The sequence below is a fragment of the Serpens gallinarum genome (genome assembly GCF_014836765.1).
Taxonomy (GTDB): Bacteria; Pseudomonadota; Gammaproteobacteria; order Pseudomonadales; family Pseudomonadaceae; genus Serpens; species Serpens gallinarum.
Window position 1 is genome coordinate 372322 of sequence record NZ_JACSQG010000001.1, and the last position, 23690, is coordinate 396011.

Annotated in this window: 17 protein-coding genes and 1 pseudogene; 4 read left to right on the top strand and 14 right to left on the bottom strand. The window is 59.9% G+C overall.

Annotation, left to right across the window (positions count from 1 at the left end; translation table 11 throughout):
• The first annotated feature begins 170 nt into the window (after positions 1-170).
• The 3 genes from H9642_RS01725 to H9642_RS01735 all read left to right on the top strand — a co-directional run bounded on the left by H9642_RS01725 (position 171) and on the right by H9642_RS01735 (position 3670).
• Complete coding sequence (locus H9642_RS01725) at positions 171-1070, top strand: LysR family transcriptional regulator (RefSeq protein ID WP_251834686.1); 900 nt, start codon at positions 171-173, stop codon at positions 1068-1070.
• Positions 1071-1235: 165 nt separating this feature from the next.
• A complete protein-coding gene (locus H9642_RS01730; protein ID WP_251834687.1) occupies positions 1236-1724 on the top strand; it encodes a DUF3015 domain-containing protein in 489 nt (162 codons plus the stop codon).
• Between the two features lie 89 nt (positions 1725-1813).
• Positions 1814-3670: an Lnb N-terminal periplasmic domain-containing protein gene (locus tag H9642_RS01735; protein WP_251834688.1), complete on the top strand. Its 1857-nt coding sequence runs from the start codon at positions 1814-1816 to the stop codon at positions 3668-3670.
• 33 nt (positions 3671-3703) lie between these two features.
• On the opposite strand, the gene H9642_RS01740 is transcribed toward H9642_RS01735, so the two are convergent.
• From H9642_RS01740 to H9642_RS01775, 8 genes are all read right to left on the bottom strand, one after another.
• Positions 3704-4492 carry a universal stress protein gene (locus H9642_RS01740; RefSeq protein ID WP_251834689.1) on the bottom strand — a complete coding sequence of 263 codons (789 nt, stop codon included), beginning with the start codon at positions 4490-4492 and terminating at the stop codon, positions 3704-3706.
• 69 nt (positions 4493-4561) lie between these two features.
• Positions 4562-5005: a PaaI family thioesterase gene (locus H9642_RS01745; protein ID WP_251834690.1), complete on the bottom strand. Its 444-nt coding sequence runs from the start codon at positions 5003-5005 to the stop codon at positions 4562-4564.
• A 95-nt stretch (positions 5006-5100) separates the two neighbouring features.
• Complete coding sequence (gene trxC / locus H9642_RS01750; protein WP_251834691.1) at positions 5101-5535, bottom strand: thioredoxin TrxC; 435 nt, start codon at positions 5533-5535, stop codon at positions 5101-5103.
• 146 nt (positions 5536-5681) lie between these two features.
• Positions 5682-7640 carry a hypothetical protein gene (locus H9642_RS01755; protein ID WP_251834692.1) on the bottom strand — a complete coding sequence of 653 codons (1959 nt, stop codon included), beginning with the start codon at positions 7638-7640 and terminating at the stop codon, positions 5682-5684.
• Positions 7637-7990, bottom strand: coding sequence for an SMR family transporter (locus H9642_RS01760; RefSeq protein ID WP_251834693.1), 354 nt, complete (start codon positions 7988-7990; stop codon positions 7637-7639). Before H9642_RS01760 ends, H9642_RS01755 begins: the two co-directional genes overlap by 4 nt.
• Before the next feature lie 25 nt (positions 7991-8015).
• Positions 8016-9443, bottom strand: coding sequence for a UbiA family prenyltransferase (locus tag H9642_RS01765; RefSeq protein WP_251834694.1), 1428 nt, complete (start codon positions 9441-9443; stop codon positions 8016-8018).
• Positions 9444-9733: 290 nt separating this feature from the next.
• Positions 9734-11011 carry a bifunctional O-acetylhomoserine aminocarboxypropyltransferase/cysteine synthase gene (locus tag H9642_RS01770; RefSeq protein ID WP_251834695.1) on the bottom strand — a complete coding sequence of 426 codons (1278 nt, stop codon included), beginning with the start codon at positions 11009-11011 and terminating at the stop codon, positions 9734-9736.
• Between the two features lie 133 nt (positions 11012-11144).
• Positions 11145-12119 (bottom strand): sulfite exporter TauE/SafE family protein, encoded by a 975-nt coding sequence (locus tag H9642_RS01775; RefSeq protein WP_251834696.1) that lies wholly within the window; start codon positions 12117-12119, stop codon positions 11145-11147.
• Between the two features lie 188 nt (positions 12120-12307).
• Here H9642_RS01775 and H9642_RS01780 point away from each other — a divergent pair, with 188 nt between their 5' ends.
• Positions 12308-13000, top strand: a complete 693-nt coding sequence (locus H9642_RS01780; protein ID WP_251834697.1) for an aspartate/glutamate racemase family protein — start codon at positions 12308-12310, stop codon at positions 12998-13000.
• Between the two features lie 435 nt (positions 13001-13435).
• On the opposite strand, the gene H9642_RS01785 is transcribed toward H9642_RS01780, so the two are convergent.
• From H9642_RS01785 to H9642_RS01810, 6 genes and pseudogenes are all read right to left on the bottom strand, one after another.
• Complete coding sequence (locus tag H9642_RS01785; RefSeq protein WP_251835338.1) at positions 13436-14152, bottom strand: pesticin C-terminus-like muramidase; 717 nt, start codon at positions 14150-14152, stop codon at positions 13436-13438.
• Positions 14135-16072 (bottom strand): annotated as a pseudogene (locus tag H9642_RS01790) (type VI secretion system Vgr family protein); the annotation flags it as partial. The pseudogene H9642_RS01790 and the gene H9642_RS01785, both read right to left, overlap by 18 nt.
• Positions 16073-16162: 90 nt before the next feature.
• Positions 16163-16681 carry an Hcp family type VI secretion system effector gene (locus H9642_RS01795; protein ID WP_251834698.1) on the bottom strand — a complete coding sequence of 173 codons (519 nt, stop codon included), beginning with the start codon at positions 16679-16681 and terminating at the stop codon, positions 16163-16165.
• Positions 16682-16958: 277 nt separating this feature from the next.
• On the bottom strand, positions 16959-18407 hold the full coding sequence (gene selO / locus H9642_RS01800; protein ID WP_251834699.1) for a protein adenylyltransferase SelO: 1449 nt from the start codon (positions 18405-18407) through the stop codon (positions 16959-16961).
• Positions 18408-18496: 89 nt separating this feature from the next.
• Entirely contained in the window at positions 18497-21781 is a 3285-nt protein-coding gene (gene mscK / locus H9642_RS01805) for a mechanosensitive channel MscK (RefSeq protein WP_251834700.1), read from the bottom strand.
• Positions 21782-21871: 90 nt separating this feature from the next.
• Positions 21872-23593 (bottom strand): potassium/proton antiporter, encoded by a 1722-nt coding sequence (locus H9642_RS01810; RefSeq protein WP_251835339.1) that lies wholly within the window; start codon positions 23591-23593, stop codon positions 21872-21874.
• Positions 23594-23690 lie beyond the last annotated feature (97 nt).

Genomic DNA, 23690 nt, shown 5'->3' on the forward strand with positions numbered 1-23690 from the left:
GGCGCTTTTGGCGGCCACAGCCGGTCCGTAACAGGCACACGACGATCTCGCGCAGCTGCAGTAGGCGGCTTAGGGGTGGGTTATGGCTGTAAAGGATAAGCAGCTTGATTTAATCTTTCCAATATATTATTCGACATAATTGATATGTTTTACGACTTATTGGAGTGACGATGGAACTGCGACATTTGCGTTATTTCGTGGCGGTTGCGGAAGAGCTGCACTTTGGCCGTGCGGCCGAGGTGCTGGGGATTTCCCAGCCACCCTTGAGCCAGCAGATTCAAGCCTTGGAGCAGGAGTTGGGCGTGCGCTTGTTCGATCGCACCAACCGGCGCGTATCGCTCACCGACGCGGGTCGGTTGTTCCTGGACGAAACTCGGCAGACCCTGGCGCAGGTTAACAAGTCGGTCGACGTGGCGCGGCGGGCGGAACAGGGCGAACTGGGCGAGCTACAGATCGGCTTCACGGCGTCGGCGCCGTTTGTGTCGATTATTCCGCGGGCGATCTTTGCGTTTCGGCAGGCCTTTCCGGCGGTGCATCTAAATCTGGAAGAGATGAACAGCCGCGAGGTGAGCCAGGCGGTGCTCGATGAGCGTCTGCAGATTGGCATGATCCGCCCCTTGGCGTTGCCCGATACGCTGGAAGCGGTGGAGCTGTTCACTGAGCCGCTGGTGGCCCTGGTGCATGCCGATCACCCATTGGCCGAGGCGGGTGATGCCGGTCTGCAGCTCAGTGAGCTGGCTGGGCAACCCTTTGTGTTTTTTCCGCGCACCCATGGCACAGGGCTTTACGATCAGCTTGTCGGCTTGACCCGCCAGGCCGGCTTTACGCCACGTATCGCCCAGGAGGCCCATGAGGCGCTGACCATTATCGGTCTGGTGGCGGCGGGGTTGGGGGTCTCGGTGTTACCTGCGTCATTTCAGCGCATTCGCATCGACGGAGTAGTCTTTCGCCCGCTGCTCGACAGCGAGGCTACAACGGCAGTGTGGTTGATCAAGCGTCGCCTGGAGCATTCCCCTCTGGCTCAGGCGTTCGTTGATCTGGTGACCCGCGAGGCACAGACGCGCCGCTAAAGTAGTATGGTTTTTTGATCAGGGGCAAGCCCCGGCAGCGTGGCTGAGAACGGCGTGTGATACGCACGGGATGAGCCTTGACACTTGTAGGGTTATTGCCGAAAGCTATAACGGCAGTCGGATTGGCCGACGCCTCCTTGAATACCTCGAAGAAGAGAAAAAAACATGAAACGGATTCTGCTCGGTACCCTGATCGCCGCCGCCTCCCTGAACGCTTTTGCTGAAGCACCGGGCGGCCCGAACTGCGGCTGGGGGAACATGCTGTTCGAAGGTCAGAAAGGCCTGCCGTCGCACGTAGTGGCTTCGATCACCAACGGCACGTCCGGCAACGCTACCTTCGGCATGACCTCCGGCACCAACGGCTGCTCCGCCGAAGGCACCCTGACCTATGGCGGCAAGCCGATGCTGGTTCTGGGCAGCATCATGAACGAGCTGTCCGAAGACATGGCCAAGGGTGAAGGCGAAGCGCTGACCACCTTCGCCGTGGTACTGGGCGTGCAGCCGGAAGACCGCGCTCACTTCTCCGCCGTGACCCACAGCCATTTCGAGCAGATTTTCAGCTCCGCCGACGTCACCGCCGAGCAGGTCCATGCCGCTACCCTGGCCGTGCTGAAGAAAGACGCTCGTCTGGCTCAGTACGCCGACAAGGCCTAACAAGGCTGCGGGCGTTCTCCGGACGCCCGACTCTTTTTTGTATGCCCGCCACGGCGGGCATACTTTTATGCCCTCGCCATTGGCTTTTCATGTTTCGAGTTCTGCTTCCACTCTTGCTGAGTGGCGCTTGCAGCCTGTTGCAGGCTGCCCCGCACATTGCCCCCGACCGTCTGCAGGCCCTGGCCGGTGAACCGTTCTGGCTTTCTTTGGGCCATTACGAGCGCGGCACGCTGGGCGGCTGGCACAGCTATGTCGACGATGACGAATATTTCCTCGCCGAACAGGGCGAGAAGGACCCGCTTGCCGAGTTGAAAGCGACCGTCCCGGCCTTGTACCGCGACCCCGCGCTCGGTAACCGCCATCCGCAGTGTATCTATCCGGCCCGCACCCGCTGGCTGCGCGACCAGCTGTCACTGGACGATTTGCCGAAGGTAAATTGCGCGGAGTACGACACTTGGTACACCGACATCGCACCGCACAGCACCGTGCTGGTGTTCCCGGCGGCCTACCTGAACAGCCCGTCCTCGATGTTCGGCCATACCTTGCTGCGCATCGACCCCGTGGACATCGACCGCGAAGGCAGTCCGCTGCTGAGTTATGCAATCAACTTCGGTGCCTATATCGAAGGCATGGACAACAGCATCCTGTATGCCTGGAAAGGGCTGATGGGCGGCTATCCCGGCCTGTTCTCGCTGATGCCCTACCGTGAGAAAATCGGTGAGTACAGCCGCCTGGAAAACCGCGACCTGTGGGAGTACCACCTGAGCCTCACCCCGGTGGAAACCGCACGCATGCTCGAACATGTGTGGGAGTTGCGGCAGATCCAGTTCGACTATTTCTTCTTCGACGAAAACTGCTCCTACCGGTTGCTCGAGCTGCTGGAAATTGCCCGGCCGGGGCTTGAGCTGACCGATCAATTTCCGCTGACCGCCATTCCTGCCGACACCGTGCGTGCAGTGAAGGACGCCGGGTTGATCGAGCGCATCGACTATCGTCCCTCCCGTGAACACGAGCTGCTGGCACGCGTGGCACCGCTGGATGCGCGCGAGCAGGAGTGGGTGCAACGCCTGGCCGAAAACGACGCCTGGCTCCAGGATGCCGAGTACCTTGCCCTACCGGCCGAGCGCCGCGCGATGATTCAGGATGGCGCCTACCGCCTGCTGCGCTATCGGAAGACCGGTGCGGAGCGCGATGCCGCCAGCGCCGAGCGCAGTTATCGCCTGTTACAGGCGATCAACCGCAACCCGCCGCCACGTCTGGATGTTCAGCGGCCGCTGTTGCCCGAGGACGGCCACCGCTCGCGAGCCTTGCAATTGGGTGTCGGTAACCGTGGAGATCGCGCCTTCGCCGAGTACGGTCTGCGCATGGCGTACCATGACCTGCTCGACAACCTCGACGGTTTTCCGCTCGGGGCACAGATCGAACTGGGTGAATTGAAGCTGCGCCAATACGAGGGCAACCACTGGCAGGTACAGCAGTTTGACCTGATCAGCATTCGCTCGCTGACGCCGCGCACCCGTCTGCTCAAGCCCTGGTCCTGGCAGGTCGCAACAGGCGCCGAGCGGGTGCCGGGGTTCGGCGATGATGAACGCCTGGCAGGCTATCTCACCGGGGGAGGTGGGTTTTCCTGGAGCCTTGGCGAAGGGCTGCTCGGGTTTGCCATGGGCACCGTGCGCCTTGAGCACAATCGCGACTTTGCCGCAGCACTCAGTCCGGCAGCCGGTTTCGATACCGGTCTGCTCTGGCGGAACGCGGTCGGCAACTTACTGCTCGAAGCCCAGGGCGACTACTTCCATAACGGTGAAGTGCGTCGCCGTCTCAGCCTCACTCAGCATCTGGAGGTGAGTAACAACCTCGGTGTCAGGGTTAGCGCGCAGCGCGAGTTTGGCCAATGGTCGGCGCCGGCCACCGAAGTCCAGGTGCAAGCGCGCTGGTACTTCTACTAGCGCGGGCGCGTATCCGGAGCGAAGGCGGGGTCTTCACCCTCGCGCCACCAACACATCGCAGGGCGGCTGGCGCAGCATGTCCCGGGTCAGGCTGCCCAGCAGCGCTTCGCTCAGCAGGTTGCGCGTGTGGCGACCGAGGGCGAGAAGTTGCGGGCTTCGCTCGCCAATGACCGCCTGTAAGCAATCCTGCCGTTCGCCATGGCGAATGCCGTACTGCACGACTCGACCCGGTGAAGCCAGCCGCGCTTGTTCGTCGGCAACCATGCGGCTGAACAATTGGCACTGCATTTCCAGCTCGGCCTGATCTTCAGGTGCGCGGGACGGCGCCACTTCGCAAATATTCAGCGCAAACAGCTCGGCGCTGGCCGGCAACAGGCGATGGGCCTGGTGCAGGGCGGCATTGGCGCACTGGGAAAAATCCAGAGCGACTACGGCTTGTTGATACGGCTCGCTGTTCTGATTCACCGCCAGCAGCACTGGAAGTGTGCTAGTGCGCGCCAGACGTTCCAGGGTGGTGCCCGTGAACAGCTCGGGCCGAGACTTGTGATGGGCGCCGAGGACCAACAGGTCGGCGCCTATACCGTCGGCTTGTGCGGCGATGGCCTGCGAGGGCTGGCCGCCGGCCAGGCGCACCTGGGCGTCGGGCAGGTTGAAGCGCGCGAGCTGTTCGGTCAGTTGGCGCTCGATGGCAGGGTCGGCAGGCAGGCGGTCCACGATGTGTAGCAGCGTCAGGCGAGCGTTGTGCTGAGCGGCCAGTTGGGCGGCGCGCTGCAGGGCCAGGTCGGCTTCGGGGCTCAGGTCATGGGCGATTAGGATGTGCATGGGGCAGGGCCTCTGGCGCGGATGATTCGACAGCCTAGCAGCAGCGACCGTCGCCGGCCTTGTCGTGGCTCAGCGTTTGCGCAGTTGATACAGACCGTTGCTGCGGGCTACGACAACGCCGTGCTGGTCGGTCAGTTCGAGTTCCAGACGGTATCCCGCCTTGCCGTTCGCAGCGGCCTCTGCCTGCAATCGCTCGACGGTGGCCGCATCCAGACGCGCGTCGACCTGGATATCGCCCAGCGCCGGCTTGAGAAAGTGCAGGTCCAGCGCCTTAACGATGGGGTAGAAGCGCTGCACGTCGAAACTGGTAACGTACAAAGCGCCGCCAGGTACCTCGGCCAGCGTGAACAGGGCGCCGGCATACAGGCTGCCGATATGGTTCTGATTGCCGGCCTGAGGCATGCGCAGGCGCACAAAGCCGGGCTCCAGCACCTCGGCCTTGAGGCCACTGCGCTGGACAAAGGCGATCTGTTCTTCAATCAACTGACGTGCAAGCTCGATGGGCATGGACATGGTGCAGCTCCGCGGCTGATAAGTCAGTCCCCAGCCTAAGAGGCCCGAAGCGGCCAGCAAATGATCGAGTCGCCCGTGAATGTTGACCGATGCGCTCAGATGGCGTGCTGACGCAACCACGCCAGTAGCTGGGGCAACGGCAGTGCGCCGCTTTGCCGGGCGATTTCCTGGCCAGCCTTGAACAGGATCAGGCTGGGTATCGAGCGAATGCCCAGTTGCGCCGAAAGTTGCGGGTTGGCCTCGCTGTCGAGCTTGGCCAGCCGGCAACGGCCCTGCAGTTGCGTGGCGGCTTGCGCGAAGGTAGGTGCGAAGCTGCGACACGGCCCACACCAGGCCGCCCATACATCCACCAATAACGGCAGGTCGCCCTTGATCTGACTGGCATAGCTGGCCTGAGTCAGGTCGAACGGCGCAGCCGGCAACACGTCGTTTTTGCAACGCCCACAATGCGGCGTGTCGCCCAGGCGAGTAGTAGGGATACGATTGATGCCGTTGCAGTGAGGGCAGGGGACCAGCAGGGATTCGGACATGAGGGGCTCCACAGTTGAATGGCCTGAATGTGGCGCTCGCCGCGGTGAATATCAAGGTTATGGAGACCGCGGTTGTATGGATGGGCTACGGGATGGCTGTTATGCCGGTGTGGTAGTGATCTGAAGCGAAAAAAGGGGACCTCGACCTATCGGTCTAGCCTAATAGACTGCAACCCAAAGGCGAGCGGGCGCGTGTCGCTAGACATACCTAGTGAGTAAGGGGACGTCGGGGACGCGAAGTGGAAACCGAAGACAGTGTCGTTCAACGTTTCAAGAGGAATGGGGGTAGAAACTTCCAAGGTGGTTTCGGGCCAATTGACAGTTGCCTGCTGTATCAGGTTGCCGTTAACGAAGAACGACACCATTTGCTTGGGGTGCTGGTCATTTACGAAGACCCAACCTTGGAGGGTTACATTGACCGTACCAGGGACGTCCGGGATGTTTACGTTAAGCTTGAGCGAGGCCGTTTCATTAACACTCCAAACGCCCCAGGACTCGGGAAATGACCAGCCTGAAAGTAGTTGGATCTCTCCCCCGGAATGAAGCGACGCCTGCACGGTGAGTGGGAATGATGTCGAGCAGGTGAGACGGCCGGTCAGGTAGATGGTGTCATGTTCGGTTTTATGAAGGCGGGGTTGGCTGGTGGGCCGAGTATCGATCGGTATCAGTGTTCTGCCGGCGCCACACACCTCCTCCTGCGCGTCTTCCAGGGTCGGTTGTTGGGTGAGCACTCGAAGGATGCTGCCTTGCGCACTGCGAAGCAGGACAGGGCTTTGTGAAGCGCCATCACTGCGTAGAACACGCTCACGGAAGATTTCCGGCAAGGGGTGGTAGAGATGAGGATTAACGCTCCAGAGCGGCAGTACCCATGGAGCGAGTTTGACGTAGGACGGGTGTTTCTTGGCATAGGCGCCACCACTGTATCCCAACAGCGCGATCTGCAGGCACACGGCGGGAATTACAGCGATCAACCATCCTTTCTTGGACGTCGCTCGGCCAAGCGTGATGCCCGTCCACACCAGTATTGGCATCCCTGCCCAGGCGGCATAGCGCAAGAAGACACTTTGCCCTGCGTTCCAGTTGGCCTGTGCCAGGGTGGGCAGCACCATGATCACGAAGGCGACTAACAGAAGGTCTTCCTGGCGAAGTCGGATACCTCGATCACGGCGGAGTCTGGCAAGAAGGGCCAATGGGAAGGACCACGCCAGCATAGGCATACCCACCGTCAGGCCCTGATTCAGGTCGAAGATAAACGACATTAGCCGGGATAGGTTGATATCCGAATAAGCAATGTAGTGGCCGCTTGCGGCGATAGGATTCAGTAGCTGGAACTGGTACAAGCTCCAGACATAGGGCACCAGTGTTAGGGATGCCGCGCAGGCGGTGTAGGCGAGCTTGCGAAGCGAGTCCTTGCTAATCCCGGTGTGCCGAAGCTCAACAAGTTGAGCGAGGACCAGGGGGAAAATCAGGAAGCTGGCCGAAGGATTCTGGAACGACGCGATGGCTGCCAGTAGGGCCGCCGAACAGTATTGGCGACTGGCCGCTAGAACGGAGGCAATCAGCAGTAACGAGGCCGTGAAGACCTCTGGGTGTGTCCATTGGAAATAGAGCGTGGCGGTGGACAAGATAAAGCCACCGGCAATTAACCAGCGCACCGCCCTACCAAGACTGGAACGCAGCACGAGAAAACGGAGCGACCAGATAATCAGAAAGGCGTTGGTTATTTGAAAGGCCTGGAGTGTATCCAGGTCCAATGCCTTTAATAGCCAGTAGGCGGGTACGCATGCGAGCGAATACGCCCAAAAGTGCCAGGCGTACAGATTGCCATCTGTCCCCCGGAGCACCATGCCTGCTTGGGTATCTAATCCTGTTCGGTCAAATACAGTCTGGGCTACCTCATGGGTAATGGCCGGACTGAAGTGGTTCGCTAGGCCTTCCAGCATCGCAAGGTAATACTGACCATCGCCCGTCCGGATGGGGTTCATCATAAACGCCATCACAAGCAGAACAGTGCTGATGAGCAAGAGAGCAACAACGTCAGAGGACCGGGCTAACGTGAGATTGTTGAAGGGGCTCGCCGAGCGATCAATTAGCAGACTCCTCATTGCAAAGCACCCTTGCTGACGAGTAGCAGCCCGACGACGACGAGCCCCAGGCCTATCCAGGCTGTCATGCTGTATTTCTCATCAAAGAAGAAAATACCGCACACAATCAGCGCTGTTTGCGCTCCGAAAGTCATCAGGGTATAGGCCTTACTGACAGGCAAGGTTTTCAACAGCGCGGCGTAAACCAGGAAGGCGAGTCCGTAAAAGAATACAGAGCCACCCAAGTGGAGCAGTGTCGACATGCTCAGGTGGCTGGCGTCGCCCTGAGTGGAAAACTTCTTGAGCAGGATGCTTGCCAGTGCGTTAGCAATGATGGCCATTATCAACAGGGTGATCGACAAGGGACTCATGTATGACTCCTGAAAGTTAATGGCGTTATACGGCCAGCCAAAACACACCTGCCAGGATCATTCCAGTCACGAGGCTGGTGCGATCTCTCACGGCAAAGACGACCGGGTCATCGTGCACCTGACCGCGATGCGCAAGAATCCAGATGCGGCTGATCCAGAAGAGCATTAGCGGGCAGGCGAGCCAAATGATGTGTGGGTGGCTGTAGAGCAGGGCGGTGGTTGGCTCATTGATATACAGGGCCAGCACCATGACAGATAAGTAGCCTGAGGCGGCACCCAGTGCACTGATTATTTCTAGATCACTGGCGTAATAACCGCGCCCACGTGTTCGGGTTGTGCTGCCCTTATTGCGTTCGGCCAAGAGTTCGGTATGCCGCTTGACCAGCGCCAGGCTGAGGAAAATGAACATGGAGAAGGCCAAGATCCACGACGTCAAGGCAATTTGGCAAGCAGCCGCTCCTGCAACGAGGCGTGTGGTGTAGAGCAGGGCTAGGGTGATGACATCCAGGCTCATCTGACGCTTCAGGAATAACGAATATGCCAGTGTGAGTAGGTAATAGCCCGCTAGAACCACTGCAAATGTCCAGGGCAGGAGAAGTATCGCGCCAGTGAAGGAGAGCGCGAGCAGCAGCGGAAATGCCACGAGTCCGCGTTGGATGGAGAGATCACCGGAAGCGAACGGACGACGACGTTTACGGTGGTGGTGGCGATCGTCGGCCAAATCCAGAAGGTCGTTGAGAATATAGACACTGGAGGCGCATAGACCGAACAGCAGGAAGGCCAGTATGGAGTGTGATAAAAGCTCAAGATTGGTAATCTGATGCGAGGCTAGAAGCGGAACGATGATCAGCAAGTTCTTGAGCCACTGATGTAGGCGCAAGGCTCTAAGCCAATGGCGAATTCGAACTCTCGCCGGGGTAATTACTTGTTCAGTGTTGCCGTGAGCTTGGGCCTGCCGTACTAAACGGCTGTCTGGATGGCTGACCACAACGGCAGAGTGGGCTGAACGCCAGACGACGAGATCATCCGCAGAATTGCCTATGTAATCAAATTGCCTTTCTCCAAAAGCATCAACCAACGTTCGCTGCTTATTTACAGCCGATAGGTTGCATTGTTCATCCGAAGCCAGCACGTCGTCGAACAGACCGAGATGCTCGGCAATGTTATGTGCCAACACCCGATGGCTTGCCGTTGCCAAGATAACGCGCCGGCCTTGTTTACGTACCGATTCAATAAGAGCAATAACATCTGGATTGTAGGGCAGAACGCTGACATCCAGATTGGTGGCTTGAGCAAGTTTGGACTTTAAATGTGCCTTCCCCTTCAATAACCACAGAAAGGGCCTGTAGAAGTACAAGGGGTACTGACGCAGATAGGCCAGTCCCGTTTCAAGTAACATGTCGCTGTTGAGGAGCGTTCCATCAAGATCAACAACCAGAGGACGGCTTAGCATCGGTATGACATCATCCTAATGAAATACAAAACCCGGGAGTATATGGAGCGGCCGAGCCGCTTTGGTAGTCGCGCTTGGAACGTGTGCTCCGGTGCACAATGTTGCTATTGAAATGTCCGAAAGCTCGGATTATTTCCTGCATGTGCCTTGTTGAATTTCAGCTTGCAGGAGGATGGCGATCGGTCTAAGCGGCTGAATGCGGCGGCGGAGTCTCATTCAGAGGTTGATCCGTTGACTTCCAGTGCAACGGAGTAGCTACAAAACGAGACCCGGCCTTTCACAAGCGCGGCTTATCCGCGCGCAGCCTCCAGCGCCTGGCTCAGGTCGGCGAGGATGTCGTCGATATGCTCAATGCCGATGGACAGGCGCACCAGGTCGCGGGATACGCCGGCACGAGCCAATTCCTCGTCATTGAGCTGACGGTGGGTGGTGGACGCCGGGTGGCAAGCCAGGGACTTGGCGTCGCCAATATTTACCAGGCGCACCACCAACTTGAGTGCGTCGATAAAGCGTGCTGCAGCCTCGATGCCACCTTGAATGCCGAAGGACAGGATCGCCGCCGGCTTGCCCGCGGTGTAACGCACCGCCAGTTCGTATTCCGGGTTGTCGGGCAGGCCGGCGTATTTCACCCAGCTAACCTGCGGATGCTGTTGAAGGTACTCGGCGACCTTGAGGGCGTTTTCGCAATGGCGCTCCATGCGCAACGCCAAGGTTTCCAGGCCCTGCAGGATCAGGAAGGCGTTGAACGGCGACAGCGCGGCGCCCATGTTGCGCAACGGCACCACGCGGCAGCGACCAATGAACGCGGCCGGGCCGAACGCTTCGGTGTAGGTCACGCCGTGGTAGGACGGGTCCGGGGTGTTGAGCAGCGGAAAGCGTGCCTTGTTGTCGGCCCAGGGGAATTTGCCGGAGTCGACGACGATGCCGCCGATGCTGGTGCCGTGGCCGCCAATGTATTTGGTCAGCGAGTGCACGACGATGTCAGCGCCGTGCTCAAACGGCCGGCAGAGGATTGGTGTGGCCACGGTGTTGTCGACGATCAGTGGCACGCCATGGCGGTGCGCGGCGTCGGCCAGCGCCTGCAGGTCGATGATGTTGCCGGCCGGGTTGCCGATGGATTCGCAGAACACCGCCTTGGTGTTGTCGTCGATCAGTGCTTCGAGGGCGGCGATATCGTCGTGGGGCGCGAAACGCACCTCGATGCCCTGACGCGGCAGGGTGTGGGCGAACAGGTTGTAGGTGCCGCCGTAGAGCTTGGCCACCGAGACGATGTTATCGCCCACGCCAGCAATGGTCTGGACCGCGTAGGTGATGGCCGCCATGCCCGAGGCTACCGCCAGCGCCGCCACGCCGCCCTCCAGCGCCGCCACGCGCTGCTCCAGCACGTCGGTGGTGGGGTTCATGATGCGCGTGTAAATGTTGCCGGCGACCTTGAGATCGAACAGATCTGCACCGTGCTGAGTGTCGTCGAAGGCGTAGGAGGTGGTCTGGTAGATCGGTACGGCCACGGCCTTGGTGGTTGGATCGGGGCTGTAACCGGCGTGGATGGCGAGGGTTTCGGCTTTCATGCGGACGCTCCTTGCGGCAGAGAGAAAGCGCCCAGCATGAGAAAACGTCCGCTATCGGTCAATGGCTCAACGCAATAAACAGTCTGTTTGCTTAGAATCTTTTTGTAGGTGCCGTTACCGGTCCGGTTTTATCTCAGCTCAGCGCGCTGTAAATGTTGTAGGCGCTCATCAACGTGATGAGCACGCCGACGATGATCAACAGCGTGCGCGCCGGCAGCTTCTTGCACAGCAGCGCGGCAAAGGGCGCGGCGAACAGGCCACCGAACACCAGGCCGGCCACCATGGCCCAGGTATCGGGCTCACCGGCGAGCAGAATGAAGGATGCGGCGCTGGTGATGGTCAGGAAGAACTCGGCGAAGTTCACCGAGCCAATGGTGGTTCGCGGGTCGCTGCCCGAGCCGATCAGGCTGCTGGTCACCACCGGCCCCCAGCCACCGCCGCCGGCGGCATCCACGAAGCCGCCAAACAGAGCCAGCTTGCCGACATGCCTAGGCTCCTTGCGTTGCACGATGTGGCGGTAGGCCTTGCTCAGGATGTACAGGCCCATCAGCAACAGATAGGCGGCAATGAAGGGCTTCATGACCGCGCCGTCGAACTGGGTAATCAGGACCGCGCCGAGAATCGCACCGATCATCCCGGGCAGCAGCAGGCGCAGGAACAGCGACTTGTTGACGTTGCCCAATTTCACATGGGCAATGCCTGACAACCCGGTGGTGAACACTTCAGCAATATGCACGCTGGCACTGGCTGCTGCGGGACTGGCACCAGTGGAGAGCAGAAAGGTGGTGGCGGTAATGCCATAGGCCATACCCAGCGCGCCATCAATCACCTGAGCCAGGAAACCAACGGCCACCGCGCTCCAGAACGCTGGGCTGTGCAGCACACGGTCAACGATGGCGAAGCCGTTGTCGAGGCCGTTGGCGAAGAACACCCGCCAGGCAAGAAAGAGCAGCAGGCCCAGCAGAATCAGCACGGCGCTCCACATGGCAGCGCGTAACACCGGGTGATTAGCCGGGTGGGCAATAAGGGCTTCGACGGGCGGCAGGCTCAAGGCTTCGTGTTCAGCATTTAGCGAACTTGGGCTGAGGTCCAGACTGCGGATTTTCATGCGGGGCCTGACAGTGAGTTGTAGAACAGGCGCTGTATAGCGGCAAGGGACGGTAAAAGAATTTCCTTAGAGCGTCTAAGACTGTTTTGGAAGATTTATATGTCTTTAAGTTTGATTGTTCGGGTGAGTACGCGCATCGTGAGCGGCGCTGCGGCGCTACGCTTGATCCAAGGAAAGCGGAGGCGACCATGAACTGTTTGGGCGTGCTGGGTGGCATGAGTTGGGAGTCAACGGTGAGTTATTACCGTTTGTTGAACCAGGGCGTACGCGCGCGCCGTGGTGGGCTGCACTCGGCGCCCTTGCTGCTGCACTCGGTGGACTTTGCCGAAATCGCCGACTTGCAGAGTCGAGGTGAGTGGGACGAGGCGGGACGCCAACTCGCCGCTGCCGCCCTTGGGCTACAACACGCTGGAGCCACTGCGTTGCTGCTGGCTACCAACACCATGCACAAGGTCGCTCCGGCCATCGAAGCGGCGATTAAGGTGCCCTTGCTGCATATCGGCGATGCGGTCGGCGCAGCGCTGCAACAACGCGGGATCAAACGCGCCGCATTACTCGGCACACGCTTCACCATGCAGGAAGATTTTTATCGCGAGCGCCTGACTCAACATTTCGGCGTCGAGGTGTTACTGCCCGATGCATTGACCATGGATGAAATCGATCGCAGCATTTTTGCAGAACTTTGTCGCGGCCAATTCATCGACTCAACCCGTGACTTCTACCTCGAAACCTTGGCGCAACTGCGCCAGGCGGGCGCGAAGGCAGCCATTCTCGGCTGCACCGAGATCGGGTTGTTACTGGAAGGTGTCGAAAGCCCGCTGGCGCTGATCGACAGCGCCGAGGAACACGTGGCGATGGGGTTGGAGTGGGTGTTGGGGTAGTGGATCTGCGGCAGGGAAACGTTTAGGGGCACGCGTCAACCGAGTAGTTCAAGGCAATGAGGTCGCCGTCACGAGTATACCTAGTCAAAAGCAGAGATTTTCGCGCGTAATATGTTCCGATTTTGGATTTGTCAGTGAAACATATTATGTAATCCAAGATTCCATCGTTGTTTCCGTCTCGGGTTTCGGTTAGTTCTACCCTGTAGAGCCAGTCATCATTCTCTATTTCAAATTTCTTGTCGTCCAAATAAGAGGTTCGAAGCTTCAAACTAGGTAAGGTTTTTTGGCCGGTCTCTCGCATTTGAAAAAGTGAGTTTCTGAAGGTTGTTATATCGAGCTTTTCATAGATTTCTTCAAGTAAATTGGCTTGTGATGCCTGAGTTGATTCTATGGATAAGGATAAAGATAGAAGCAGCGTTAAAAGTAGATGCACCTTCATTGATTAATTACTCCCTTGAGAAATTGTGCTTCTTTTTTTCTTCTGGTTGGATAGTCGTCATGAAAATCTAACAGGTTTTCATAGGCAGAATTCCAGTCTTGCTTGATGATTTGTTTCCAGAATTTTGGAGTCCTGGCGACTAGGGAGCCGTACTGAAAGGCCACCGAGGCGATAACAGTCTGGGCCTCCTTGGGTAGACAGTTGAAAGGTGTTGGGCTGGCACTATCATAAGCGCTGATTAGGTTTTGAGATGACTGTTTTTTAACGTTCTGATAAATGATTTCGGCTTCTTTTTTGCTTATAAGTAGTGGGTTATCTGTTAGATACTCCAGTGCTTCCCGGGTTTTGAGCGTGAGATATGGGGTCAGTTTTTCTATCAGGTCGACTGGCAGATCAAGTTTTTCTAAGTCGTTAAGGTTTCTGGCCCCTAAATCGAAACCAACTGAAACGGTCACGCCGCTTTTGCTTTTTTCCGGGTTGGGGACGTAGCCTTCAAGAAGCAAACCTCCTTCAAGTTCAGAAATAAAGTCAAAATCGATAGCAGTCTCGCATGCTATAGGCTTGTCACAGGCTGCGCACCCCGTGAGGCTTCTACTTGCTTGTTCGTAAGGAGACTGTGTTTCAGATAACGACTGGGGGAATGAAGTTTTGGGCGAGTCTTGTTGCTCGGTTTGTAAGCCAAATATTGTTCTGGTTGGGAGTCGGGGTGACATGAGCGTAAAACCGCTGCCCTTCCCCGCACTCCCACCCGCATTGATCTTCACCTGGGGGCCAACCAAGCTAACGCCACCGGGGTCGAGCTTGATAAAGCTGCCACCGGCCTTGAGGGTCAGTTCGTCGCCGGCTTCGATGATCAGTTTCTGTCCAGCCTTGAGGTGGATTTCCTGGCCAGCGTTGAGCAGGTGGGCGGTGCCCAGTTTGATGTGCTGGCTGTGACCGACGCTGAGGTGATCGTCGGCCTTGAGTTCGGTTTTGCGTGTGCGATGGGTGAGGCGGTGTTCTTCGGCGTTCAGCTCGGTGTAGCTGTTGGCGCCGACGTGGTCGTGGCGTTCATGACCGACGTGCACAATCTGATCATGTTGAATGTGCTGCTCCCAGTCGCGCTGGGCGTGGATATAGACTTGCTCGGCATCCTTGCGGTCTTCGATGCGCAGCTCGTTGAAACCGCCACCGCCGGGCGAGCTCAGCGTTTTGAACACCGTGCGGGTTTTGTGGGCCGGCAGGTCATAGGGCACCGGGTTTTCGGTGTGATACAGGCAGCCAGTGACCAGTGGCTGGTCGGGATCGCCTTCCAGAAAGCTGACCAGTACTTCCATACCCACACGGGGGATGGCAACTGCGCCGTAGCGTTCGCCGGCCCAGCTACTGGCCACGCGCAGCCAGCAACTGCTCTTGTCGTCGGCCGGGCTGTCGCGGTCTCCATGTTCCCTGTCCCAAAAGAAGTGCACCTTGATGCGGCCGTATTCGTCGCAGTGGATCTCTTCGCCCTTGGGGCCGGTGACTACAGCGCTCTGGTTGCCGAAGAGCTGTGGTTTCGGATGGCGCAGCGCTGGCCGGAAAGGAAGATCCCACGGTGTGGCGGTGAAGCGGTTGCGGTAGCCCTGGTTGAAGCCATCGGCCGCTGCGGTATCGCCAGAGGCAAACTCTCCCAGCACCTGGGGCTGTTTGCCTTCGTGATGAAGTTCGGTGAGCAGCCATAGATTGTTCCAGACATCGCGCGGATGCTCGTTCAGCGCCAGGAAGTGACCGCTGAGCAGGTGCGGTTGATTGCTCTGGCCTTCGGCCTGGCGGACATCGCAGCGGTGTCGTTCCAATGCGCGTTGGCTGAGGTGCCGGCCGCGTTCGCGATCAACGAAGCGCCCAGGATAGCCATAATCCTCACGCAGCCTATTGCCGTCGAGAGGGGCGGCGCTGTCCAGAACCAGACTCGGTTTTTCAAAATCGTAATCGCGCCGGCTGACCCGGCTAGTGCGATTTGTCATGCGTACGCTGAAGCGGTGGATGGCTGGTGCATCCGCGACCTGGCCACTGCCGGGCCGATAGGCCGTCGGCTGACACCGCTGAGGAAACGCCGTCTGGTCATCGCCAAACACCAGCACGTGACCTTGTGTGCTGTGCCGAAAGTGATAGTGGATGCCTTCTTCTTCGCACAGGCGCTGCAGAAAGTGCAGATCACTCTCGGCGTATTGCACACAGTACTCGCGCTCGAGATAAACCGTTGGGCCTAACTGAAACCGGTAGGCATCGGCCTGAATGCCGTGCGCTTCAAGCAACTGGGCGATGATCTGCAGGACTGTCTGCTGTTGGAAGATGCGCGCATTGTGTCGATGAGCCAGCCGGCTCAGGTGCGGCACCAGGGTCATGCGATAGCGGGTCAAGCGCGGGCCCGATTCACCTTGGGCAAGCTGTTCGATCACACCGTGGATGCCGCTGCCGTCTGCAGCAAAGGCCAGAAACGCCGGCTGATGCAGCAGGCTGTGCAGATCGAGATCGGCGCGCTCGCTGACCAGTTCCAGCTCGAAGGCATAGGGCTGGCTGATGGCCTCAAAGCCGGTGAAGGCCAGCACCTGGAAGTCGTGCTCGACGCCGGGAAGGCTCAGGCGAAACTGGGCGTGATTGGCGGGCGCGAACATGGGCGGTACCTCGTGATCGTCCGTGAAATGAATCGTCCGTGAAACCCCTTCGGCCTGCGGGGGGAAAGGCCGAAGGGGGGAAGCCAGAGGTTAACCGACGTTGGCTGTGCGCCAGTCGTCCGAACCGGAGGTGCCGGCAACTTCGTGAGTCCAGACGATCTTGCGGTAGGTGAAGTACACGTCTTCCAGGTGAGTGAAATGGGACATAGCCGGGTCCTGGCAGTTGGGCATGCGCGACTGCACGTCGACGATCACCGCATCTTCCAGCTCGATGGTGAAGTAGTGCTCCTGAGTGCCGGTGGCCGAGGTGCGGTACCACTCCAGGCGGCACTTGTTCAGACGCTCGCCGGAGGTCAGGGCGTTGAAGATCAAGGGCGAGGACTTGTCGAATACCTTGGTGATCATCAGCGGCTTGTGCACGCGCTGGCCGGTGGGCTGACCGGACTGCGGGTCGCGGGGGATGATGACCTGGTGACTGAAGGCCTGGACCAGGATCTGGTCTTCATGACCCTCCTGGAAGATGTTGCCGACCGAATCTTCGGTAAAGGTGCCGGCGGTGATCAGGCCTTGCTTGCTGCCTTCGATGGACAGAAAAGAGGGAGTGGGCATGCTGTGCTCCTTGCGGGTGGTAATGAATCGCTGTGTCGATTCGGAACCCGGAGCCAGGCGAATTCAGTGCCAGATCTAAATTCGACTTATAAATCAAGCAGATAGGCTAGAAGGCCGCGACCGCTGGGCGTTCGGGATATAAAACCGGCCCACAAGTTGCGCAAGCCTGGCGACAGGTTGCGCACGCGGCCAAGTACGCTGGCTGCGTGCCGGGCGGTCTGTTTCCTTGAGCTGGAGGTGCAAAGACTTGCACACCCGCTGAGAGCCCTGACGAGTCTCAGGACGAACAGCTGATCTCCAGGTGCTTGCCCCATTCCGGAGGGCGCTCGGCGTAGCGTTGCATGCCGGGTTGATCGTCGAACGGCTGGCAGAGGACGGCGTGCAGCTCGCGGACAGGGCCATAGTCACCCTGTTCAGCGGCTTCGATGGCCTGCTGGGCCAAATAGTTGCGCAGGCTGTATTTCGGATTCACTGCATGCATGCGCGCCTGACGCTCGGCTTGGGTGCCGCCGTCGCGTTCGGCGCGGGCGCTATAGTCGACCGCCCAGGCGTCGAAACCGGCCATATCGATGAAGTCCTCGCGCAGGCGAGCCAGCACGGCATCCGGTGGGTTGTCGCCGAGTTCTCGGAAGAAGTTCGGGTAATCGATGGCGCTGGTTTGCATCAGCTGCAGCAGACGCTGGATCAGCTCGGCATCGTCGTCTTCGGCCTGGCTAAAACCGAGGCGGCGGCGCATGAGATCCAGATAATGAGACTGATACAGCGGCAGAAACAGGCCAAGGCTTTCGCGCAGCGTGTCGACGGCAATGAACGGCGTCAGCGCCTGGGCCAGGGCACTGAGGTTCCAATGAGCGATGGGCACCTGGTTTTCGAAGCTGTAGCGCCCGGCGTCGTCGGAGTGGTTGCAGATGAAGTGCGCATCGAAGTCGTCGAGGAAGGCGTAGGGGCCATAATCGAAGGTGATGCCGAGGATCGACATGTTATCGGTGTTCATCACTCCGTGGCAGAAACCGTAGGCCTGCCAGCGAGCGATCAACTCGGCGTTGCGCTCGACTATCTCGCGGAACATCGTCGAATAATCCGCGCACTGCGGAAAGTGGCTGGCCAGCACATGGTCGAGCAACTGCTTGAGGGCCTCGTGCTGGCGGGTGTAGTAGAAATATTCGAAATGGCCGAAGCGCACATGGCTGGGCGCCAGGCGCAGCAGCATGGCGGCGGTTTCCTGTCGTTCGCGCCATACGGGGCTGCTTGAGCCGACCACGCACAGCGCGCGACTGGTGGGGATGCCCAGCGCCGCCAGGTACTCGCTGGCGAGAAATTCGCGGATCGAGCTACGCAACACCGCGCGGCCGTCGCCCATGCGCGAATAGGGCGTCGAGCCAGCGCCCTTGAGGTGCAAATCCCAGTGCTCGCCGGCGGCATTGACCACCTCGCCGAGCAGCAAGCCGCGACCATCGCCCAAACGCGGGTTGTAGACGCCGAACTGATGCCCGGAATACACCATCGCCCGCGGCTCGGCAGTACTCCACAGCCTATGGCCGGCGAACAGCTCGGCGAACTCGGGGGTGTTGGCTTCGGCCAGATCGAGATCGAGCAGGGCCATGGCCGCGCTGCTGGCAATCACCAGGCGCGGCTCGGCGATGGGCTCGGGCAGCACCGCGGTGGAGAATGTATCGCCCAGACGGGCGAAGCGGTTGTCGAAGTGCAACTGATCAAGGGTTTTCATCGGGGCGAAAGCCTGAGTGCTTCAATCGGAATAACGTCAGCATACCCTGTTGCCTGGCGCTAAGCCGTACGCTGCCCTGGTGACGGGTGTCAGGGCGTTTCCGACTTGGCCGGTTCGACGGCTTGTTCCTTGCCCTCGCGGTTGACCATGAAGACTTCCATCTGCGGCCTGCCCACGACATTGATGCCATTTTCAATGAACAGTTGATCCACGCGCCGGTTGATTTCGTCGGTGGCCAGGCCGCGGTCGACGAGCTCCTTGACATAGAACTTCAGCTCATGGGTCAACCCACTGGTGGCGTAGGTGGTCATCTGCACCACAGGCTCGGGATCGCGCATCACCCGCGGGTTTTGCTGCGCGGCCTGCAGGAGCAGTTCACGCACGCGGCTCAGGTCGGCGCCGCGATTGACCCCGAAGGACAGCACGATACGAGTAATGGTGTCGGTCAGGGTCCAGTTGATCAGTTGGCTGGTGACGAAGGTCTTGTTGGGCACGATCACTTCCTTGCGGTCGCCATCGATGATGTGCGTGGCGCGGATGTGGATGCGCTTCACCGTACCGGTGACGTTGCCGATGGTCACCAGGTCGCCGATGCGGACCGGGCGCTCAAAGAGAATGATCAATCCGGAAATGAAGTTGGCGAAGATTTCCTGCATGCCGAAGCCGATACCCACCGACAGCGCGGCCACCAGCCATTGCAGCTTGTCCCAGCTCACGCCGAGGGTGGACAGGGTAGTGACAATGCCGAAACCGAGAATCGCGTAGGACAGCAGGGTGGTGGTGGCATAGGCGCTGCCCTGGGCCAGCTTCAGGCGCGAGAGGATCAACACCTCCAGTAAACCGGGCAGGTTGCGCGCCAGGATCACGGTAATGGCCACGATCAGCAGCGCGCCCAGCACGTCGAGCATGCTGATCGGCACCAGGCTGGCGGTGGCGCCGGTGCCGCTGGTGAACTGGTAGAGGGTGATGGTATCGAGGTAGGTGAATACGGTCAGCATGTCGGACCAGACCCACCAGAGCACAGCAACCAGGCCGGCGAGCAAGCCCAGACGGATCAGGCGCAGGGACTGCTCGTTGACGTCCTCGATGGCCAGCTCTGGCTCCTCCACCGCGACGGTGGCGCCGTCGGGGGTTTCCTGCTGGGCGGCGTCGCGCTTGGCCTGCAGCCGTTGCCAGGCCAGGCGCCGAGCGGCGAGGCTCAGGCCGCGCACCAGCATGGCTTCCAGCAAAATCCAGATCAGCAGGGCGTACAGGGTATCGATCAGGCGGCCGCTGAGCTTCAGCGTGGTGTAGTAGTAGCCGGCGAACAAGGCCACCATCATACCCAGCGGCAACAGGGTGAGCAGTGCGCCGATAAGCTTGCGAAACGGTGAGGCCTGGTCGCTGTGCGGGCCGCTGAACATCAGGCGGCCAAGCAGCCAGGCCAGTACCCCGAAGCTGCAGAGCAACAAGAGCACACCGAGCACATCTTCAGTGAGCACCGTGGGCTGGTCTTCGGCGAAAGTCACCACGCCCACCAGCACCAGCACCACCACGCCAAGCCAGCGCACATTCCGGTAGAGGAAGCTGATCTGCGCCCTGGCCCAGCCGAAATGCCGCTCGGCGACACCGCCCGGGGTGAGGATGCGGTAGGAGGTGTAGATCACCAGCCAGGCTCCGGCCATGGCGAACAGCGCCGCCCCCAGGTGGGTGTTCTGCCCGCGCGCATCGATCTGCAAGGCATACCCGCACAGCGCCAGCAGCATGGTGCCGGGCAGTGCTTGCAGCAGGTTGAACAGCAGCGCCAGCGGCGTATGCCGCTGACTGTCCCGGGGGAAGTGGCCGATGTCCTGGTGCAGCGCGTGCAACTTGCGCCGAAACAGTGAGCGTTTGAAGAACAGCAGGGCACTGAGCAACAAGGGCAAAAACACCCAGGGACGCGCCATCAAGCCCCGACCCAGGTCCTTGACAGTGTCCAGCCAGGGCAGCGTGGCGATCTGGGCGGCCAGGCGCTCGGGTGCGCGCGCCCACCAGACCAGGCTCAGCGGCGGGTTGCTGGGGATCCAGAACAATTGCTCTTCCAGCGTCTTGCTGAGTTGGCTGGCGAGCGTGTTCAGCTGCGTCTGGTTGAGCTGCAGGCTGATGGCTTCGCCCAGCAAGGCATTGAGTTCACGGGCGAGACGGTCGAGCAGTTCGCTGCGACTTTTCGCCAGCTCCAGCAGGGAGGCGCGCATGCTCTCGCTGTCAGCGCCCGGCTCTTTTTCCAGCAGGGTGGCGACGAACTGCTGGGGGTTGTTCAACTGCTCGCGATTCTGGTTGAGCTCGAATTGGTACAGGCGGATATCGGCGATGTCGTCGGCCAGACGCGTATCGGTTTTCACCTGCGGCAGGCGCCGCTTCTGTTCGAGGAGAATCTGCGAGAGCAGCAGGCTGCCGCGCAGGACATCGATCTGCTCCTCAAGGGCCTGCTCACTTTGCGTCAGAGTGTCCAGGCGCTGTTTGGTGCGCAGGTTGGCTTGCGTCACCTCGTTAAGGCGGTCGGTAACGCGCAGCAGATAATCGGTGAGCTTCAGGTTGGTGGCGGTTTCCCGTGCCAGCAGGCTGCCGGGTCCGGCACTGCGGGCTTCCCGGGACACCTCCTCGCGGGTTTCCGCGGACTGCGCCAGGCGGCGTTCATTGATCAGGGTCTGCAGGCCTTCCAGCTCGTTTTCCAGGCGAGTGACCTGCTCGGTGAGCAGTTCCCGGCGGCTGGTGCCCAGATCGAGCAGCGGGTTATTGCCGGCCAGCTCCTGGCGGCGCAATTCATTGCGCAGCTCAAGGGTGACCAGCTCGGCGTTGAGCAGGTCGCGCTGCTCAGGGATCAAGGTTTTACCCTCGAGCTTGTCATCCTTGAGGGCCGTCTGCAGTTGCAGGATGCGGTTCTGGTTGGCACTGATCTCGGTCTGCGCGCGTTCCGGGCGGGTTTGGGCGCTGATGATCAGGCTATTGGCGGCGGTCAGTTGCTTCTGCCAGTCGGTCAGTTGCTGGCTGCGGTCGGTGAGGATCAGCTCCAGCTCCACCATGTCGGTGTCCGCATATTGGGTGAGGGGGTTCTTGGCGGGATGCAGCTGCAGCTCCTCCAAGGCCTGGCGGGCTTCATTGATCTGCTGCGGCGCCACGTCCAATTGTTGCTGGAGGGCTTCCAGGCGTTGCTGGAGCTCCTGCTGCTGGTCGAGTTGGGCCAGGGTTTGCTCGAGGGTCTGCTGCACCCGCAACTGTTCGGCTTCTGGCAGCTTACGATCCGCCAGCGCGGCCAGGCTGGCTTCGACGGCTTCCCGACTGGGCGGGTCGGCGGCCAGCAGGACGCCGCTCAGTACAAACAGGAACGTGAGGCACAAGAAGCGAAACACAAGCATGGTTGGGATCAATCGCGAATCGGACCCTGCCTACGTCTGCCACAGGCAGCCAGGCAAGGCCCGTCAAGAAAACACCCCCGGCGGCGTGGCTTATAGGCTCTCGGGGAATTTGAGTCCGACCTTGTGAATCTTGTGCTCATCCATTTCGGCCACGGTCCAGGTCAGGCCGTTCCATTCGACCTGATCACCGACCACGGGTTCGCGACCAAATTTACGCGCAATGAACTGGCCCAGCGGCATTGTCTGCTCCTGGGGCTCAACGGCGAAGCCGTACAGGGTGGCAATCGCGCCCAGTTCGGCGTCCCCCCCCAGGATGAATTCGCCAAAGATGCGCATATCCGGGCTGCGCTTGGGCGGTTGGCTGAACAATTTGCCCAGGGCGGGCAAATCCTTTTCATGGCCGATCACACAGAGGATGTCGTTCACTTGCAAGGTGGTGCTGCCGGTGGGGTGCAGCAGGTGCCGGCCGCGAAACAGCGCGGCGATGCGCGTGCCGTCCGGCATGTTCAGCGCCCGCAACGGTGCGCCGATGAACCACTTTTCCGCGCTCAGGTGATAGACGAACAATTCCCACTGGCTGGTCGGGTGAATTTCCAGGCCGGCACGGGAAATCGGTGCCGGTATGGGGGGCACCAATACCCGTGCCTTGCGCGCGGTCCAGGCCAGACTGCTGCCCTGCAGCACCAGCGACACCAGGACAATGAAGAAGGCCACGTTGAAAAACAGCTGTGCCCGCTCCAGCCCCGCCATCAGCGGGAAAACCGCGAGGATGACCGGCACCGCGCCGCGCAGGCCGATCCAGGAGATGAACATACGTTCGCGCAGGTTGAAGCTGCGAAACGGCAGCAGGCCGAGGAACACCGAGATCGGTCGGGCGAAGAGGATCATCCATATCGACAGCAGTAAGGCTGGCACAGCAATCGGCAGCAGCTCGCTGGGCGTCAGCAGCAGGCCCAACACCAGGAACATGCCGATCTGGCTGAGCCAGGCCAAACCGTCGAACATGTGCACAATGCCGTGGCGGTTGCGGATCGGCTGGTTGCCCAGCAACAGACCGCAGACATACACGGCAAGAATGCCGCTGCCGCCGATGGCGCCGGCGATGGCAAAGATCATGATGCCGCCACTGACGGCCAGCAGCGGATAAAGGCCATTAGCGACATTCAGGTGATTGATCAGCTGCAACAGTAGCCAGCCCCCGACCAGGCCAAGGAAGATCCCCAGGCCGAACTGTTGGATCAGGCTACCAAGGAAGCTCAGGCCGAAACTGCTTTCACCACTGGCGATCATGGCGATCAGCGACACAGTGAGGAACATCGCCATGGGATCGTTGCTGCCCGACTCTATTTCCAGTGTCGGTCCCACCCGTTCATTGAGGCCCTTGCCATTGAGCAGGTTGAACACCACTGCAGCGTCGGTGGAGCCGACGATGGCGCCAATCAACAGGCCTTCCAGCAGGCTGAGGTTGAACAGCCATGCAGCGGCCAGGCCGGTCAGGCCGGCCGTGATCATGACACCGCCGGTGGCCAGCGACAGCGCCGGCCACAGGGCCACCCGGAAGGTGGCGGCCCGGGTGCGCATGCCGCCGTCGAGCAGAATTACCGCCAGCGCGAGGTTGCTGACCAGATAGGCAATGGAATAGTCATTGAAAACGATGCCACCAATGCCATCCACGCCCGCCAGCATGCCGACGCCGAGAAACAGCACCAGCACCGGAATGCCAATGCGCGTGGAAAAGGCGCTGACCAGAATACTGATGGCGACTAGAAAGGCACCAATGAAAAAGAGGCTGTTGATAGTGCTGGCATCCAGCATGGACACTCCAGATACGTGAAGGCAAAGATTCGACACGCGCAGACAACAGTGTGCTGGCGGAATGAGCGGGCTTGAGCGGTTACGCTGGCGGGCC